This is a genomic window from Modestobacter sp. NPDC049651, assembly GCF_040659695.1.
In the GTDB taxonomy this organism is placed as follows: Bacteria; Actinomycetota; Actinomycetes; order Mycobacteriales; family Geodermatophilaceae; genus Modestobacter.
The window spans coordinates 375,770-388,774 of sequence record NZ_JBFAOG010000001.1; the positions used below are offsets into that span (position 1 = coordinate 375,770).

General features: G+C 75.4%; 15 protein-coding genes. 7 read left to right on the top strand and 8 right to left on the bottom strand.

Annotation, left to right across the window (positions count from 1 at the left end):
- Nucleotides 1–99: 99 nt before the first annotated feature.
- From AB0J00_RS01960 to AB0J00_RS01970, 3 genes are all read left to right on the top strand, one after another.
- Nucleotides 100–324: a hypothetical protein gene (locus AB0J00_RS01960; RefSeq protein WP_357739350.1), complete on the top strand. Its 225-nt coding sequence runs from the start codon at nucleotides 100–102 to the stop codon at nucleotides 322–324.
- Between the two features lie 146 nt (nucleotides 325–470).
- Nucleotides 471–2,483 (top strand): VanW family protein, encoded by a 2,013-nt coding sequence (locus AB0J00_RS01965; protein WP_357739353.1) that lies wholly within the window; start codon nucleotides 471–473, stop codon nucleotides 2,481–2,483.
- 52 nt (nucleotides 2,484–2,535) lie between these two features.
- The gene (locus tag AB0J00_RS01970) at nucleotides 2,536–3,609 is read left to right on the top strand and encodes a YihY/virulence factor BrkB family protein (RefSeq protein ID WP_357739356.1); all 1,074 of its coding nucleotides are present in this window, start codon (nucleotides 2,536–2,538) and stop codon (nucleotides 3,607–3,609) included.
- A 4-nt stretch (nucleotides 3,610–3,613) separates the two neighbouring features.
- Here AB0J00_RS01970 and AB0J00_RS01975 read toward each other — a convergent pair whose 3' ends face one another.
- Nucleotides 3,614–3,844: a DUF3039 domain-containing protein gene (locus AB0J00_RS01975; RefSeq protein ID WP_357739359.1), complete on the bottom strand. Its 231-nt coding sequence runs from the start codon at nucleotides 3,842–3,844 to the stop codon at nucleotides 3,614–3,616.
- A 72-nt stretch (nucleotides 3,845–3,916) separates the two neighbouring features.
- On the opposite strand from AB0J00_RS01975, the gene AB0J00_RS01980 reads away from it, so the two are divergent.
- Together AB0J00_RS01980 and AB0J00_RS01985 are read left to right on the top strand one after the other, a co-directional pair.
- A complete protein-coding gene (locus AB0J00_RS01980) occupies nucleotides 3,917–4,846 on the top strand; it encodes a pseudouridine-5'-phosphate glycosidase (protein WP_357739362.1) in 930 nt (309 codons plus the stop codon).
- A 7-nt stretch (nucleotides 4,847–4,853) separates the two neighbouring features.
- A complete protein-coding gene (locus AB0J00_RS01985; RefSeq protein ID WP_357739365.1) occupies nucleotides 4,854–5,738 on the top strand; it encodes a carbohydrate kinase family protein in 885 nt (294 codons plus the stop codon).
- A 7-nt stretch (nucleotides 5,739–5,745) separates the two neighbouring features.
- Here AB0J00_RS01985 and AB0J00_RS01990 read toward each other — a convergent pair whose 3' ends face one another.
- From AB0J00_RS01990 to AB0J00_RS02010, 5 genes are all read right to left on the bottom strand, one after another.
- Nucleotides 5,746–6,096, bottom strand: a complete 351-nt coding sequence (locus tag AB0J00_RS01990; protein WP_357739368.1) for a DUF3099 domain-containing protein — start codon at nucleotides 6,094–6,096, stop codon at nucleotides 5,746–5,748.
- 141 nt (nucleotides 6,097–6,237) lie between these two features.
- Entirely contained in the window at nucleotides 6,238–6,861 is a 624-nt protein-coding gene (locus AB0J00_RS01995) for an HhH-GPD-type base excision DNA repair protein (protein ID WP_357739370.1), read from the bottom strand.
- Nucleotides 6,862–6,937: 76 nt separating this feature from the next.
- Nucleotides 6,938–8,113: a zinc-dependent alcohol dehydrogenase gene (locus AB0J00_RS02000; protein ID WP_357739373.1), complete on the bottom strand. Its 1,176-nt coding sequence runs from the start codon at nucleotides 8,111–8,113 to the stop codon at nucleotides 6,938–6,940.
- On the bottom strand, nucleotides 8,110–8,595 hold the full coding sequence (locus AB0J00_RS02005; protein WP_357739376.1) for a hypothetical protein: 486 nt from the start codon (nucleotides 8,593–8,595) through the stop codon (nucleotides 8,110–8,112). The genes AB0J00_RS02000 and AB0J00_RS02005 overlap by 4 nt, the downstream gene beginning before the upstream one ends.
- Before the next feature lie 183 nt (nucleotides 8,596–8,778).
- Nucleotides 8,779–9,018: a hypothetical protein gene (locus AB0J00_RS02010; protein WP_357739378.1), complete on the bottom strand. Its 240-nt coding sequence runs from the start codon at nucleotides 9,016–9,018 to the stop codon at nucleotides 8,779–8,781.
- 188 nt (nucleotides 9,019–9,206) lie between these two features.
- Here AB0J00_RS02010 and AB0J00_RS02015 point away from each other — a divergent pair, with 188 nt between their 5' ends.
- A complete protein-coding gene (locus tag AB0J00_RS02015; RefSeq protein WP_357739380.1) occupies nucleotides 9,207–9,626 on the top strand; it encodes a DUF2267 domain-containing protein in 420 nt (139 codons plus the stop codon).
- Between the two features lie 125 nt (nucleotides 9,627–9,751).
- Here AB0J00_RS02015 and AB0J00_RS02020 read toward each other — a convergent pair whose 3' ends face one another.
- The gene (locus AB0J00_RS02020; protein ID WP_357739383.1) at nucleotides 9,752–10,426 is read right to left on the bottom strand and encodes a TetR/AcrR family transcriptional regulator; all 675 of its coding nucleotides are present in this window, start codon (nucleotides 10,424–10,426) and stop codon (nucleotides 9,752–9,754) included.
- A 205-nt stretch (nucleotides 10,427–10,631) separates the two neighbouring features.
- Between AB0J00_RS02020 and AB0J00_RS02025 the strand changes: the two genes are divergently transcribed.
- Nucleotides 10,632–11,558 (top strand): LysR family transcriptional regulator, encoded by a 927-nt coding sequence (locus tag AB0J00_RS02025; RefSeq protein ID WP_357739386.1) that lies wholly within the window; start codon nucleotides 10,632–10,634, stop codon nucleotides 11,556–11,558.
- On the opposite strand, the gene AB0J00_RS02030 is transcribed toward AB0J00_RS02025, so the two are convergent.
- Nucleotides 11,542–12,762 (bottom strand): EAL domain-containing protein, encoded by a 1,221-nt coding sequence (locus AB0J00_RS02030; protein WP_357739389.1) that lies wholly within the window; start codon nucleotides 12,760–12,762, stop codon nucleotides 11,542–11,544. The two genes, AB0J00_RS02025 and AB0J00_RS02030, sit on opposite strands and share 17 nt — an antisense overlap.
- Nucleotides 12,763–13,005: the final 243 nt, after the last annotated feature.

A 13,005-nucleotide genomic window follows, 5' to 3' on the forward strand; every position in this document is an offset into this window, starting at 1 on the left:
GCCGGTCACCAGGGCTCGGATCGGGAACACGAGGGGCCATCCTGGCGCTGTGCAGGAGGCCGATCCGCAGCCGCGGGTCCGTGCGGTAGAGAGCGAGTGATGAGCCAGATGACCCAGACGCTGACGACGACCCCGCCCACCGACGACCTCGTCGTTCCGTTCCACTGCGACCGCTGTGGGGCTCTGGCCAAGGTGCGCGTCGTGCTCGCCAGCGGCAGCGACCTCGTCTTCTGCGGGCACCACGCGCGCGAGTACGAGGACAAGCTCCGCGACATCGCGGTCGACATCATCGAGACAGACGGCGAGAAGAGCAGCATCGCCTGATCGAGGCGCTATCGTCGCCGTCAGCGATGAAGCCCTCACCCGACGAAGCCGCCGACGTCCTGGCCCCGCACAGCGCGGTCAGGGGGTCGGCGGCTTCGTCGTCTCCTGGACCGCCTCCCGGTCCCGCTCGAGCCGGAGAACCACCGATGCCGCAGGACACCGACCGCGACCACGACACCGTCCGGCTGGAGCCGGACGGGACGCTGGGCGCCCGCCGGCCCGCGGCCCCCGACGACGGGGACGGCCCGGCCGAGCCGCAGCCGGCCGTCGAGACCACCGCCGCGATCCCGCCGGTGGAGACGACGGCGGCGATCCCGCCGGTCGGGACCACCGCGGCCGTCCCGCCGGCGGCGGGCCGGCCGGCGGTCCCGCCCGCGGGCCCCGACGGTCCCGGCTCCACGGGCGGCGGCGGACGGGCGTGGTGGCGGCGCCCGGTCGTCTACGGCCCGGCCGCAGCCGTGCTGGTGCTCGCCGCCGCCTACGGCGCCGACCTGGCGGTCTCCTCCGGCGAGGTGCCCCGCGGCACCGTCGTGTCCGGCGTGGACGTCGGCGGGCTCTCCCCCGCCGCGGCGCAGACCCGGCTCAACGACCGGCTGGCCGACCGGATCGGCGCCGACCACCCGCTGACCGCCGCCGACGTGCAGGCGGTGCTGCACCCGCCGTCGGCCGGGATCGCGCTGGACGCCGCCCGCACCGTCGACGCGGTCGACGACCAGCCGCTGAACCCCTGGACGCGGCTGCGCTCCTTCTTCGGCGACACCGACCGCCGCGCCGTCCTCGCCATCGACCGCACGGCCCTGGACGCCCAGGTCGAGCAGGTCGCGGCGACCGTCGACCGCGCCCCGGTCGACGCCACCATCGCGCTGGACGGCACCACCCCCCGGGTGGTCGACCCGGCGGACGGCCGCACCCTCGACCGGGCCGGTGCGCGTGCGGCCATCACCGAGGCGATCGCCTCGGGAGCGGCGCCGTCGGCGCCCATCGAGCTGCCGGTGGAGGTCGCCCGGGTCCGGGTGGACGCCGCCGCGGCGCAGCGGGCGCTCGAGCAGACCGTCACCCCCGCGCTGGCCGCCCCGGTGACGGTGGCCCGCAGCGACGGTGGCGCCGCCGCGGAGCTGTCGGCCGCGTCGATCGCCGGCGCGCTCACCTTCAGCCCGGCCGACGACGGCACGCTCGCCGTCGCCCTGGACCCGCCCCGCCTGCGGGAGGCCCTCGGCGAGGGCTTCGAGGGCTTCGGCACCCCCGCGAAGGACGCGACGTTCCAGGTGTCGGGCGGGTCGATCAGCGTCGTCCCCTCCGTCGACGGCACCGGGGTCGACCCGGCGAAGCTCGCCGCCGACCTGCTGCCGGTGCTCAGCCGGCCGGCGCCCCGTGAGGTGACCGCGCAGCTCGGCCCGGTGCCGGCGGCCTTCACCACCGAGCAGGCGCAGGCGCTGGGGATCAAGGAGGAGGTCAGCAGCTTCACCACGAACTTCACCAACGCCGCGAGCGGCACCAACATCCGGGTCGTCGCGGAGAAGGTGGACGGCGCGCTGGTGAAGCCCGGTGAGACGTTCAGCCTCAACACCTTCACCGGGCCGCGCGGCACCGCCCAGGGGTACGTGCCGGCCGCGGTGATCAGCGGCGGCGAGCTGTCCCAGGCCGTCGGCGGTGGCATCAGCCAGTTCGCGACGACGATGTTCAACGCGGTCTTCTTCGCCGGCCTCGACGACGTCTACCACAAGCCGCACAGCTTCTACATCAGCCGCTACCCGGCCGGCCGGGAGGCCACGGTGTACGAGGGCGTCATCGACCTGCAGTGGCGCAACGACACCGACACCGGCATCTACGTGCAGACCGAGTGGGTGCCGGGCGCGCTGACCGTGACGTTCTGGGGCACCAAGCACTACGACGTCGAGTCGGTGAGCAGCGAGCGGCGCAACCTCCGCGAGCCCGCCGTCCAGGAGAAGGTCGACGACGGCAACTGCACGCCGCAGTCCGGGTCGACCGGGTTCGACATCACCGTCACCCGGGTGTTCAAGGACCTGTCCTCCGGCGCCGAGCTCCGCCGCGAGGACTTCAACACCCGGTACGCGGCCGAGGCGGTCATCCACTGCGTCCCGCCGGCGGCCCCGGCGGCGCCGTCCGCACCGGCCGACGGCACCCAGCCGACCGGGTGACCCCCGGCCGGTGGCCGGACCGCGCCGCGGGTGCGCCGTGCACACTGTTGCGGTGCCCACCGCCCGGCCCGGTCGCTCGCCGGCCCCTGCTGCCGCCGACGGCACGCCGGTGCCGGACGTGACGCCGAGCGGGGCCACGGTCGTACCGCCGGCCACCCACCGCGGGCGGCTCGCCCGGCTGCCCGCCCCCGTGCGGGTGCCGCTGCAGGTGCTGGGCCGATCGCTGGCCAAGGCGTGGCAGGACCGGATCCTCGGGCTGTCCGCGGAGGCGGCCTTCTGGCAGGTGCTGTCGGTGCCGCCGCTGCTGATCGGGCTGCTCGGGTCGCTGGGCTACCTCGGCGACTGGATCGGCGCCCGCTCGGTGGCGCAGATCGAGGACCGGTTGGTGGACGCGGCGGCGGAGGCGCTGACCCCGGACGTCGTGGACTCGCTGGTGCGCCCGACGCTGACCGACATCCTCAGCTCCGGGCGGCTGGACGTGCTGAGCCTGGGCTTCCTGCTGTCGCTGTGGGCGGGGTCGTCGGCGACCGCGACGTTCATCAACACCACGGTCATCGCCTACGACCAGCGCGACGTCCGCGGGCCGATCACCACCCGGCTGATGGCGCTGTGGGTGTTCGTCGTCGGCCTGGTGGCGGCCGTGATCACCCTGCCGCTGCTGGTGCTCGGTCCCGGGGTGATCGAGTCGCTGGTGCCCGACGACTGGCAGCACACCGCCAGCGTGCTGATCAACGCCGTCTACTGGCCGGTGGTCATCATCGGCCTGCTGCTGGTGCTCACGAGCTTCTACCACGTGACGCTGCCCCGCCGGCTCCCGTGGCACCGGCACCTGCCCGGCGCGCTCTTCGCCGTCGGCTTCTTCGTGGTCGCGGCCACGGTGGTGCGCACGTACGTGGCCGACATCCTGACCACCGCGCTCCCCTACGGAGCGCTCGCGGCGCCGATCGCGGCGCTGCTGTTCTGCTTCTTCCTCGGCATGTCGCTGCTGCTGGGCGCCGAGCTCAACGCGACCATCCAGGCCCACTGGCCGGCCGCCGCGCGCCGGCACGTGCGCCGGCGCCAGCGGCGCCGGGCGGCCAAGCTCGCGCAGGAGGCCGAAAAGCTTGACCCCCGGCGCGAGGACTAGCGGCTCACTCCTTGCGGAGCTGCTGGTAGATCTCCTTGCAGGCCGGGCACACCGGGCTGCCGGGCTTGGGGCTCTTCGTCACCGGGAAGACCTCGCCGCACAGCGCCTCGACCATGGTGCCCATGACGGCGCTCTCGGCGATCTTGTTCTTCTTGACGTAGTGGAAGACCTCGTTGGCGTTGCCGGTGTCGGCGTCGCGGACGTCCGGCCGCTCGAGGATGTCGGTGCCGCTCACGGGCTGCTCCCAGGGTCGTCGGGGTTCGGGCCGGAGGCCGGTCCGTAATGATCCGCCCCCCATGATGACAGCGTGACCCCGCCCTTCTCCCGCACCCAGCCGGTCCTCTCCCCCGACGTCGCCGACGCGCTCGCCGCCGGCCGACCGGTCGTCGCGCTGGAGAGCACCCTGCTCGCGCACGGGCTGCCCCGGCCGGAGAACCGGGCGGCGGCCGACGAGGTGGAGGCGGCGGTGCGGCGCGGTGGCGCGGTGCCGGCCACGATCGCCGTGCTGGACGGCGTGCCGCACGTGGGCCTCACCCCGGAGCAGGTCGACCGGGTGTGCGCCGACCCGGACCTGGCCAAGCTGGGCGTCCGCGACCTGCCGGTGGCGGCGGCGCTCGGGCTGAGCGGCGCGACGACGGTGTCGAGCACCGCGCTGCTGGCCGCCCGGTCGGGCATCGGCGTGTTCGCCACCGGGGGCCTGGGCGGGGTGCACCGGCACGCCGCCGAGACCTTCGACGAGTCCGCCGACCTGACCGCGCTGTCCCGGACGTCGCTGCTGGTGGTCTGCGCCGGGGTCAAGTCGATCCTCGACGTCCCGGCGACCCTGGAACGGCTGGAGTCGCTGTCGGTGACCGTCGTCGGCTACCGCACGACCCGCTTCCCCGGCTTCTACGTCGCCGACTCCGGCTCCCCGGTCGACTGGACGGTCGGCTCGCCCACCGAGGCCGCCCAGGTGTTCGCCGGCCGGCGGGAGCTCGCCCTCGGCGCGGTGGTCGTGGCGAACCCGCTGCCCGAGGACGAGCAATTGGACCGGCAGCTGCACGACCGCGTGATCGTTGACGCGCTGGCCGCCGCGGACGCCGCCGGCGTGCGGGGCAAGGCCGTCACGCCCTTCGTCCTGGGCCACCTGCACGAGGCGAGCGGCGGCGCGACGCTGGCGGTCAACGTGCGGCTGGTGCTGCGCAACGCCGAGCTGGCCGGCCGGATCGCGGCGGAGCTCGCCGCCCTCGCGGGCTGACCCGCCGGTGACCGCGCCGCGGGTCGTCGTCGTCGGCGACGTCTGCACCGACGTCGTCGTGCTGCTGTCCGGGGAACCTGCCCCGGGGTCGGACCGGCCGGCCGCGATCAACCAGCGCGGCGGCGGCGCCGGCGCCAACGTGGCCGCGCACCTGGCGGCGCTGGGCACCCCGGTCGTGCTGGCCGGGTGCACCGGCGACGACCTGCCGGGCATGGCGCTCGCCCGGGAGCTGGCCGACGCCGGCGTCACGCTCGCGCTGCGCAGCGTCCCCGGCGTGCCCAGCGGCACGATCGTCAGCCTGGTCGAGCCCGACGGGGAACGCAGCTTCCTCGCCGACCGGGGCGCCAACCTGCACCTGACGGCGGACGACGTCCCGCTGCCCGCGCCCGGCGGGCACCTGCACCTGTCCGGCTACACCCTGCTGGACCCCGCGCCGCGGACCGCCGGGCTGGCCGCGCTCGGCGCGGCGGCCGCCGCCGGCTGCACGGTGTCGGTCGACCCGGCGTCGACCGGGCCGCTGCGGGGCTACGGCGTGGACCGCTGGCTCGCCGACACCGCGGCCGCGACCCTGGTGCTGCCCAACGCCGACGAGGCACGGCTGCTGACCGGCTGCGCCGACCCTGCGGACGCCGCCCGCGCGCTGGCCGCCCGGCACCCGGTGGCCGTGGTCACCCTGGGGCCCGACGGGGCGCTGTGGGCCGCCGGCGACGCGCTCGTCCACCGGCCGGCGCACCCGGCCGAGGTGGTCGACACGACCGGCGCCGGTGACGCGTTCGCCGCCGGGCTGATCGCCGCGTGGGTGGCCGCCGACGGGCACCCCGACCCGGTCGAGGCGCTCGAGGCGGGGATCCGGCAGGCGACCGGGGTGGTCGCCCGGCCGGGTGCGCGCTGAGCCGGGCTCACATGTCGATGACGCGGGCCTTGCTGCTGCTGCCGCTCTCCAGGATCCGGTCCGGCGCCGGCGGCCGGTAGCGGTTCGCGTCGAGCTTCTTCTTCGGCGGGGCGTCGTTGGCCATCATCACCGCGATCCACGGCAGGAACGTGCCGAGCACGATGAACACCGCCGAGAACCAGATCCCGACCGGTGCCATGACGACGGCGAGGACCACGGCGACCATGCGGCAGGCCATGGTCAGGACGTAGCGCTTCTTCCGGGCCGCCTGCTCCTCCGCCAGGCTGATCCGCGCCTCGGTGATGAGCACGGGTTCGCTGGTGGACGGCCGGTTGCTCGGCTGCTGGCTGGAGGCCACGGGACCCCTTCCTCCGTGCAGGGCCGGGGCCATGGGCGGCGCGGGTCGGCCCACCTGCGACCGGCCCCCGGAGTGCCCCGGTTGCGTACGACCCATCGTGCCACCGCCCCAGCCCGGGCGCAGGCACCGGGCAGGCCGATCTCAGGGAGCGGTGCCCGCCGCTTCCGCCGCCTTGTCCGCCTTCGCCGCCGTCGCCGCCTTGGCGGCCGCCTTCGCCGCCTGCTTGGTGCTGCGGACCTCGGCCAGCGACGCCGGGTCGGTGATGTCGGCGACCGACCGGCGCGAGCCCTCCTCGCCGTACTCCCCCGCAGCCGCCCGCCAGCCCGGCGGGGTCACGCCGCACTGCTTGCCGAGCAGGGCCAGGAAGATCTTCGCCTTCTGCGCGCCGAACCCGGGGAGCTCGCCGAGCCGGCGCAGCAGCGTGCGGCCGTCGGGGGCGTCGGCCCAGACCGCCTCGGCGCGGCCGTCGTACCGCTCGACCAGCAGCGCGCACAGCGCCTGCGCGCGGCCGGCCATCGAGCCCGGGTAGCGGTGGACGGCGGGCGGGCCCTGGAACACCCGGGCCAGCTCCTCCGGATCGGCGGCGGCGATCGCGGCGGCGTCCAGCGTGTCGACCCCGAGCCGGTCGGCGAGCAGGCGCGGGCCGGCGAACGCCCGCTCCATCGGGAACTGCTGGTCGAACAGCATGCCGAGCAGCAGCGCGAGCGGGTCGCGGCTGAGCAGCTCGTCGGCGGCGGCGTCCTGGGAGAGGCGGAGGGTCGGCACGCCGGAGATGGTGCCCTACACCGGGCCGGGTGCAGTCACCTGCTGCACCCGGCCCGGCGCGGGGGGCGAGCCCGTGTCACGCACCCGGGCGGAACACGGCGCGGACGCAGCCGTCCTCCTTCTCCTTGAACATCCGGTACCCCTTCGGCCCGTCGTCGAGCGACATCACGTGGGTGGCCAGGTGCTCGGTGCGCACCTCGTCCCGGCTCATGAGGTCGAGGATCTCCGGGACGTAGCGGTGCCCGTGCTGCTGGGCGCCGCGCAGGGTCAGCGCCTTGTTCATCACCGCGCCGAGCGGGAACTTGTCCACGACACCCGCGAAGACGCCGAGGGTGAACACGGTGCCGCCCTTGCGGCACGCGTAGATCGCCTCGCGCACCGCCGTGGGCCGGTCGGTCTGCAGCCGCATCTGCTGCTTGACCTGGTCGTAGAGGTACTGCGGGCCCGGGTGGTGCGCCTCCATGCCCACGGCCTCGATGCAGACGTCCGGTCCCCGGCCCCCGGTCATCTCGCGCAGCTCCGCGGGGACGTCGACCTCCTCGTAGTCGAGGGTCTCCGCCCCGATGTGCGTGCGCACCTGGGCGAGCCGGTTGTCGAACCGGTCGATGACGACGACCCGCTCGGCGCCCATGAGCATCGCCTTGCGTGCGGCCATCTGGCCCACTCCCCCGGCGCCCCACACCGCGACGACGTCGCCCGCCTGGACGCCGGCCTGGTCCGCCCCCGTCCAGCCGGTGGGTGCGGCGTCGGAGGCGAACAGCGCCCGCTCGTCGGAGACGCCGTCCGGGATGGTGAACGCCCCGTTGTCGGCGTGGGGCACCCGGATGTAGGGCGCGTGGCTGCCGGCGTAGCCGCCGAGGGCGTGGGAGTACCCGAAGCAGCCCCCGATGGACTGGCCCCACAGCGCCTCCGTCATCCCCGGGTTGGGGTTGCCGTTGTCGCACAGCGACCACAGCCCCTGCTGGCAGTACCAGCACTGCCCGCAGCCGATGAACGAGACCACCACCACGCGGTCACCCACCCGGTGCTTGGTCACGCCGCGGCCGACCTCGGCGACCGTGCCCATGAACTCGTGCCCGAGCACGTCCCCGGCGCGCATCGCGGGGATGTAGCCGCCCAGCAGGTGCAGGTCCGAGCCGCAGGTCACCGACAGGCCGACCTGGAGGATGATGTCGTGGTCGTTGAGGATCTTGGGCTCCGCGACGTCCTCCACGCCGACCTCGTTGACGCCGCGCCAGGTGATCGCCTTCACCGCACACCTGCCTTCGGAGCCTTCTTGGTCCACGCCTCAAGGAGCGCGCCGCCGGGGGTCGCCGTCCGCTTGCCGTGCGGGGCGGGGTCCACCGCCAGCACCTCCCCGACCTCGATGAGCTGCTTGGCCCGGCGCAGGGCCGACCGCAGGTCCGCCTGCGGGTCACTGCCGTTCAGCCGGCTGAGCACCGTGCCCTTCGACGGCCGGTCGCGCAGCCGGGCGGCCAGCTCGGCCCCCTTGCCGCCGGGGGCCGGGCGGACCTGCACCTCGATCCGGTCGCCGAACTCGGCCAGGGGCGCGGGCAGCTGCGCGGTGTCCACGTCGGCCGGCTCCCGGTTGACGGTCACCGCGAGCCACCCGGACGCCGTCCGGCCACCACCCGCCGGCCGGGCGGACGGGTCGATGGCCGACCGCACCTGGCGGACGACGATCCCGCCCGCGCGGGCGGCCAGCGACGCCGCGCTGCCCAGGGAGGAGGTCATGCCGCACCTCCCCCGGCGCTGGCCCGCTCTGGCACCTCGTGCACCTCTGCCTCCACGCTGCCTCCTCGTCCCGGCTGGGTCCCCGCTCCGGTCCCGGCTCGGGACCTCGATTGCACCGGGCGGAGCGGGACGCCGGGTATCGGCAGACACACCGATACCCGGCGGGACGCCACGGGGGCGGGGTCAGGTGCGGGGCGCCAGCTCGTACACCGGGCCCAGGTCGGTCCGGCTGGTGTCGGGCACCTCGTGCAGGATCTTCGGCTCGCTGTGCAGCAGCCGGTGGACGGCGGCCCGCGTCTGCTCGAGGTCCAGACCGGCGGCACGGGCGACGTCCTGCAGGTGCGGCGCGCCGGCACCGACCTCCGCCTCGGCCACGGCCCGGTACACCGCGGCGTCGTCCCCCGACAGCTCTTCGACTCGCATGGTGGCCCTCCCCGGGACGGCAGCTCGGCACCGCGGTCGGTGCCGCGGGAGGCCTACCCGGCGCCCGCGGCGGTACCCGGCCGGCGCGCGCACATCGGCAGGTCTGCCGATGGCCTCCCGCGGCGGCATGCCCCAGGTCGGGGGCACCGGCCGGCGCCCGACGCGTCCGGTCACCGGGAGGAGGAGCAGTGCAGTACGACGACGTCGTCTCGTCCGTGCAGGCCCGCGGCGGGCGCCCCCGTGCCGAGACCGAGGACCTCGTCCACGCGACGCTGCGCGTCTTGGCCCGGCGGCTCACCGCCGGGAGGGCCGACGACCTGCGCGTCCAGCTGCCCGGGGAGCTGCACGGCGACCTCATCCCGCCGGCGCCGGAGGCGCAGCCCTCCGGACCCGACGAGTTCGCCCGGCTCGTGCCCGGTACGGGGTGGCTGGAGCGCTTCCGCTGCCGACCCCGCCGGCCGGTGTGCCATCGGCGCGGCCGATGCCCGCCAGCGACGAGGCGTGCTTTACCGGACGCCGTCCCGGACGGAACCTGGGTCACGGAGGACAGCCGCCGGGAGCTCCCGGCCGCCGACCTCCGTCACCGCAGTCGGGAGGGTCGTCGGTGAGCGAGCACGTCACGTGGGAGACCTGCCCGAGCTGCGGGCGCCCCGCCGCCCTGGGGTGGCTCGACGGCGACCCGGTCGAGTTCGACTGTCCCCGCGGCTGCCGGCTGCCGGCGGACCAGGTCTGGTCAGCGTTCGGACGACGGCGCCCCGCGAGGCGGCACGTCCGGTAGGCGCTCCCGGCCACGGTCCCGCAGGAGGGGCAGCACCACCTCGTCCACGACGGCGGCCACCAGCTCCTCGTCGATGAGCTCACCCAGCAGCAGCCAGCGCTGGACCAGGACAGCCGCGCCGGCCTCCACCGCGAGCGACGAGCCGACGGTGGGCCCGATCTCCCCACGGCCGGCAGCACGGCCGAGGACCTCGTCGAACGCCGCCGTCCACTGGGCCAACGGCCCGGCCCGGTAGGCGGCTGCCAGCACCGGGTCGTCGTGCACCGCGCTGAGCAGGGCGCGGTTGGCTCGTCCGGCCGGCCCGTTGAAGTGGACGACCGCGGAGGTGAGCAGCGCGACGAGGTCGCTCCGCAGCGAACCGGTGTCCGAGACGTCGAGGGTGCCCGCGATCGATCCCTCGGTGTAGCACGCCAGCAGGTCGGTCTTGCCCGCCCACCGCCGGTAGATGGCGGCCTTGCCGACGCCGGCGGCCAGGGCGACCTCGTCCATGGTGAAGCCGCTGGAACCCAGCCGGGCGAGCACGTCGACCACCGCCGCGGTGATCGCCTCGTCCCTCGTCCGGTCCAGGGGGCGGCCGGTCCCGCGGGCCGGCCCGCGCGCCCGCGACGGCTCGGTGTCCCCCGCTGCCATGGCCCGACTGTAGATCGGGGACCGCCGGGACGACGGCGACCACGTCTCCGGCCGAACCCCGACACGGCACCGATGAGTTCCGTTTCGGCTCCTTACCGTCCGCGGCACACGACCGCCGCTGGACGCCTCCGTCCGAGGCGCCCGACCCCGACGAGGAACCGATGAGCCCGACGCCCCTCACGCCCCACCGACCGAGTGGGCGGCCGTGGAGCTGAGGCAGCTGGAGTACTTCCTGACCGTCGTCGAGGAGGGGTCGTTCACCGCCGCCGCGACCCGTCTCTACATGGTCCAGTCCAGCCTGTCGGCGTCCTTGCTGTCGCTGGAACGCGAACTGGGCACCGAGCTGTTCATCCGCGGCCGCCGCGGGACCGAGCTCACCGACGCCGGACGGGCCCTGCTCGACCCCGCCCGCGCCGCACTGGCCGAGACCGAGCGCGCCCGCGACGCCGTCGCCGAGGTCACCGGCCTGCTCCGCGGCTCGGTCCGCATCACCGCGATGGCCGTCCCCCGGGTCGTCGACGTGGCCGACACCATCCGCGACTTCCAGTCGGCGCACCCGGGGGTGGACGTGCACGTCCTGCCCGCGGGCACGCAGGGGATGGTCGACCTCGTCGCCGACGGCCAGGTGGACTTCGCCCTCGGACCACGGACCCCGCGGCTCGGTGCCGGGCTCTCGTTCACGCCGCTGCTCAGCGATCCGCTGACCCTCGTGTGCCCCGCCGGTCACCGGCTGGCCGGGGCGCGGGACCTGGACCCCGCCGACGTCCTGGCGGAGTCGGTCATCGACCTGGCCCCCCGGTGGTGCGCCCGGGCCCTGTTCGACACCTGGGTGCGCGAGAGCTGCCCGCGGCGCCGGGTGCGGCTGGAGATCAACGAGTGGGTGACGGTGCTGGGCATGGTGCAGCGCGGCATGGGCATCGCCTACGGCCCGGCGGCGTGCATCGACCAGGAGTCCCACCCGGGCGTGGCGACGGCCACGCTGGCCGGCGCGCCCGTGTGGGACTTCGGGGTCATCGCCCGGGACGGGACCCTCCGCGGCGCCGCCGGTCGCGCCTTCCTGGCCGCCTACCTCGAACACTGCCGGTCCGCCCCCACCGGGTCGGGCGCGCGTGAGGTCAGGAGGTCCGGCTGAGCAGTCCCGGGCTGGGCAGCTGCTGCGGTCGCGACCGGTCGCAGTCGCGCCAGGCCCGCTCGTCGGTGCTGGGCCGGCCGAGCAGGTACCCCTGCCCGGCGTCGACGCCGATGCCCAGCGCGACCGCCAGCTCCGCGGGCCGCTCGATCCCCTCGGCGACGACCACACCGCGCATCTCGCGGGCCAGGGCCACGACGGCGCCCGCGAGCGCCCGCTGCGCCGGGTCACCGTCGATGCCGCTGATCAGGCTGCGGTCGAGCTTGATGAGGTCGGGGGCGAGCCGGAGGATGTGGCGGAACGTGGCGTAGCCGGCACCGGCGTCGTCCACGGCGACGCGGAGCCCCGCGTCCCGCAGCGGTCGCAGCGCCGCCTCGAGGGCGTCGTAGTCCTCCACCGCGGAGTGCTCGGTCAGCTCGACGACGATCCTGGACAGCGGCACGGGCACCTGCCGGAGCGCGTCGGGCAGCCCCGGCCACAACAGCGTCTCCGGGGAGAAGTTCACGGACACGTACACGTGCCCGGGCAGGGCCGTCGCCAGCCGGAGCGCCTGCAGGGCCGCGTGGACCTCGAGGTCCACGGCCAGGCCGACCCGCGCGGCGTCGGCGAACCAGTCCTCCGGGGAGCGTCGCCCGTCGGACGCGGGGAACCGGGACAGCGCCTCGACCCCGAGGACCCGGCCGTCGGTCAGCGAGACGATCGGCTGGAACGCCGTCCGCAGCCCGTCCTCGGCGAGCAGTCGGACGATCGCCGCGGACGTTCCCGCCGACTCGCCCGGTGGAGCGTCCGCGACCCGGTGGGACGCGCCGAGCAGCCCGGTGAACCGTCCGTGACCGTCGGTCCGCGCCACGGCGGTGCTGCGCAGCGACACCGGTGCGCCGCCCTTCGTGACGCACCGGAACCGGCGACGCCGCCACCCGCGTCCGGTCGCGAGCAGGTGGGTCACCAGGGCGTGCTCGTCGGGATGGGTGATGTCGAGGAGCGTGAGGGACCGTGCCTCCTCGGGGGCGTACCCGAGGAGTTCCAGGCACTGCGGGCTGGCATGCGTGAACCGGCCTCCCGCGTCGCACTCCCAGACGACCTCCTCGCCGACCTGGTCACGCGCTGAGGAGTGGCGGCGCGAGGCGGCACCGGACCAGGAGTACCGCCCGGCCGCCCATGCCGCAGCCGCGATGACGACCGCCAGCGCCGCGTTCCCGGCTCCCACCCCCGGTGTGCCCGGAGCATCCGGGTGGACCCCCGCGCGGACCGCCGCGGAGGTGACGGCACCCAGCGCAAGACCCAGGACAGCACCAGCGGTGCGATGCTCTCTGCGCACGCCAACTCCCCGCGATCTCCACGGTGCTCCCCCCGTCGGGAGCCCCCACCCGAGTGTCGACGACACACGCCGGTGGGTTGATCACGCGTTCTCGATGCTCTCCATCGAGGGAGGCGATGGGCCGCGGCGCCG

Coding starts and splice junctions, on each gene's coding strand:
- AB0J00_RS02020 (WP_357739383.1), bottom strand. CDS start 10,426: ATGGCAGCGGGGGACACCGAGCCGTCGCGGGCGCGCGGGCCGGCCCGC.
- AB0J00_RS02005 (WP_357739376.1), bottom strand. CDS start 8,595: ATGACCTCCTCCCTGGGCAGCGCGGCGTCGCTGGCCGCCCGCGCGGGC.
- AB0J00_RS02010 (WP_357739378.1), bottom strand. CDS start 9,018: ATGCGAGTCGAAGAGCTGTCGGGGGACGACGCCGCGGTGTACCGGGCC.
- AB0J00_RS01960 (WP_357739350.1), top strand. CDS start 100: ATGAGCCAGATGACCCAGACGCTGACGACGACCCCGCCCACCGACGAC.
- AB0J00_RS01965 (WP_357739353.1), top strand. CDS start 471: ATGCCGCAGGACACCGACCGCGACCACGACACCGTCCGGCTGGAGCCG.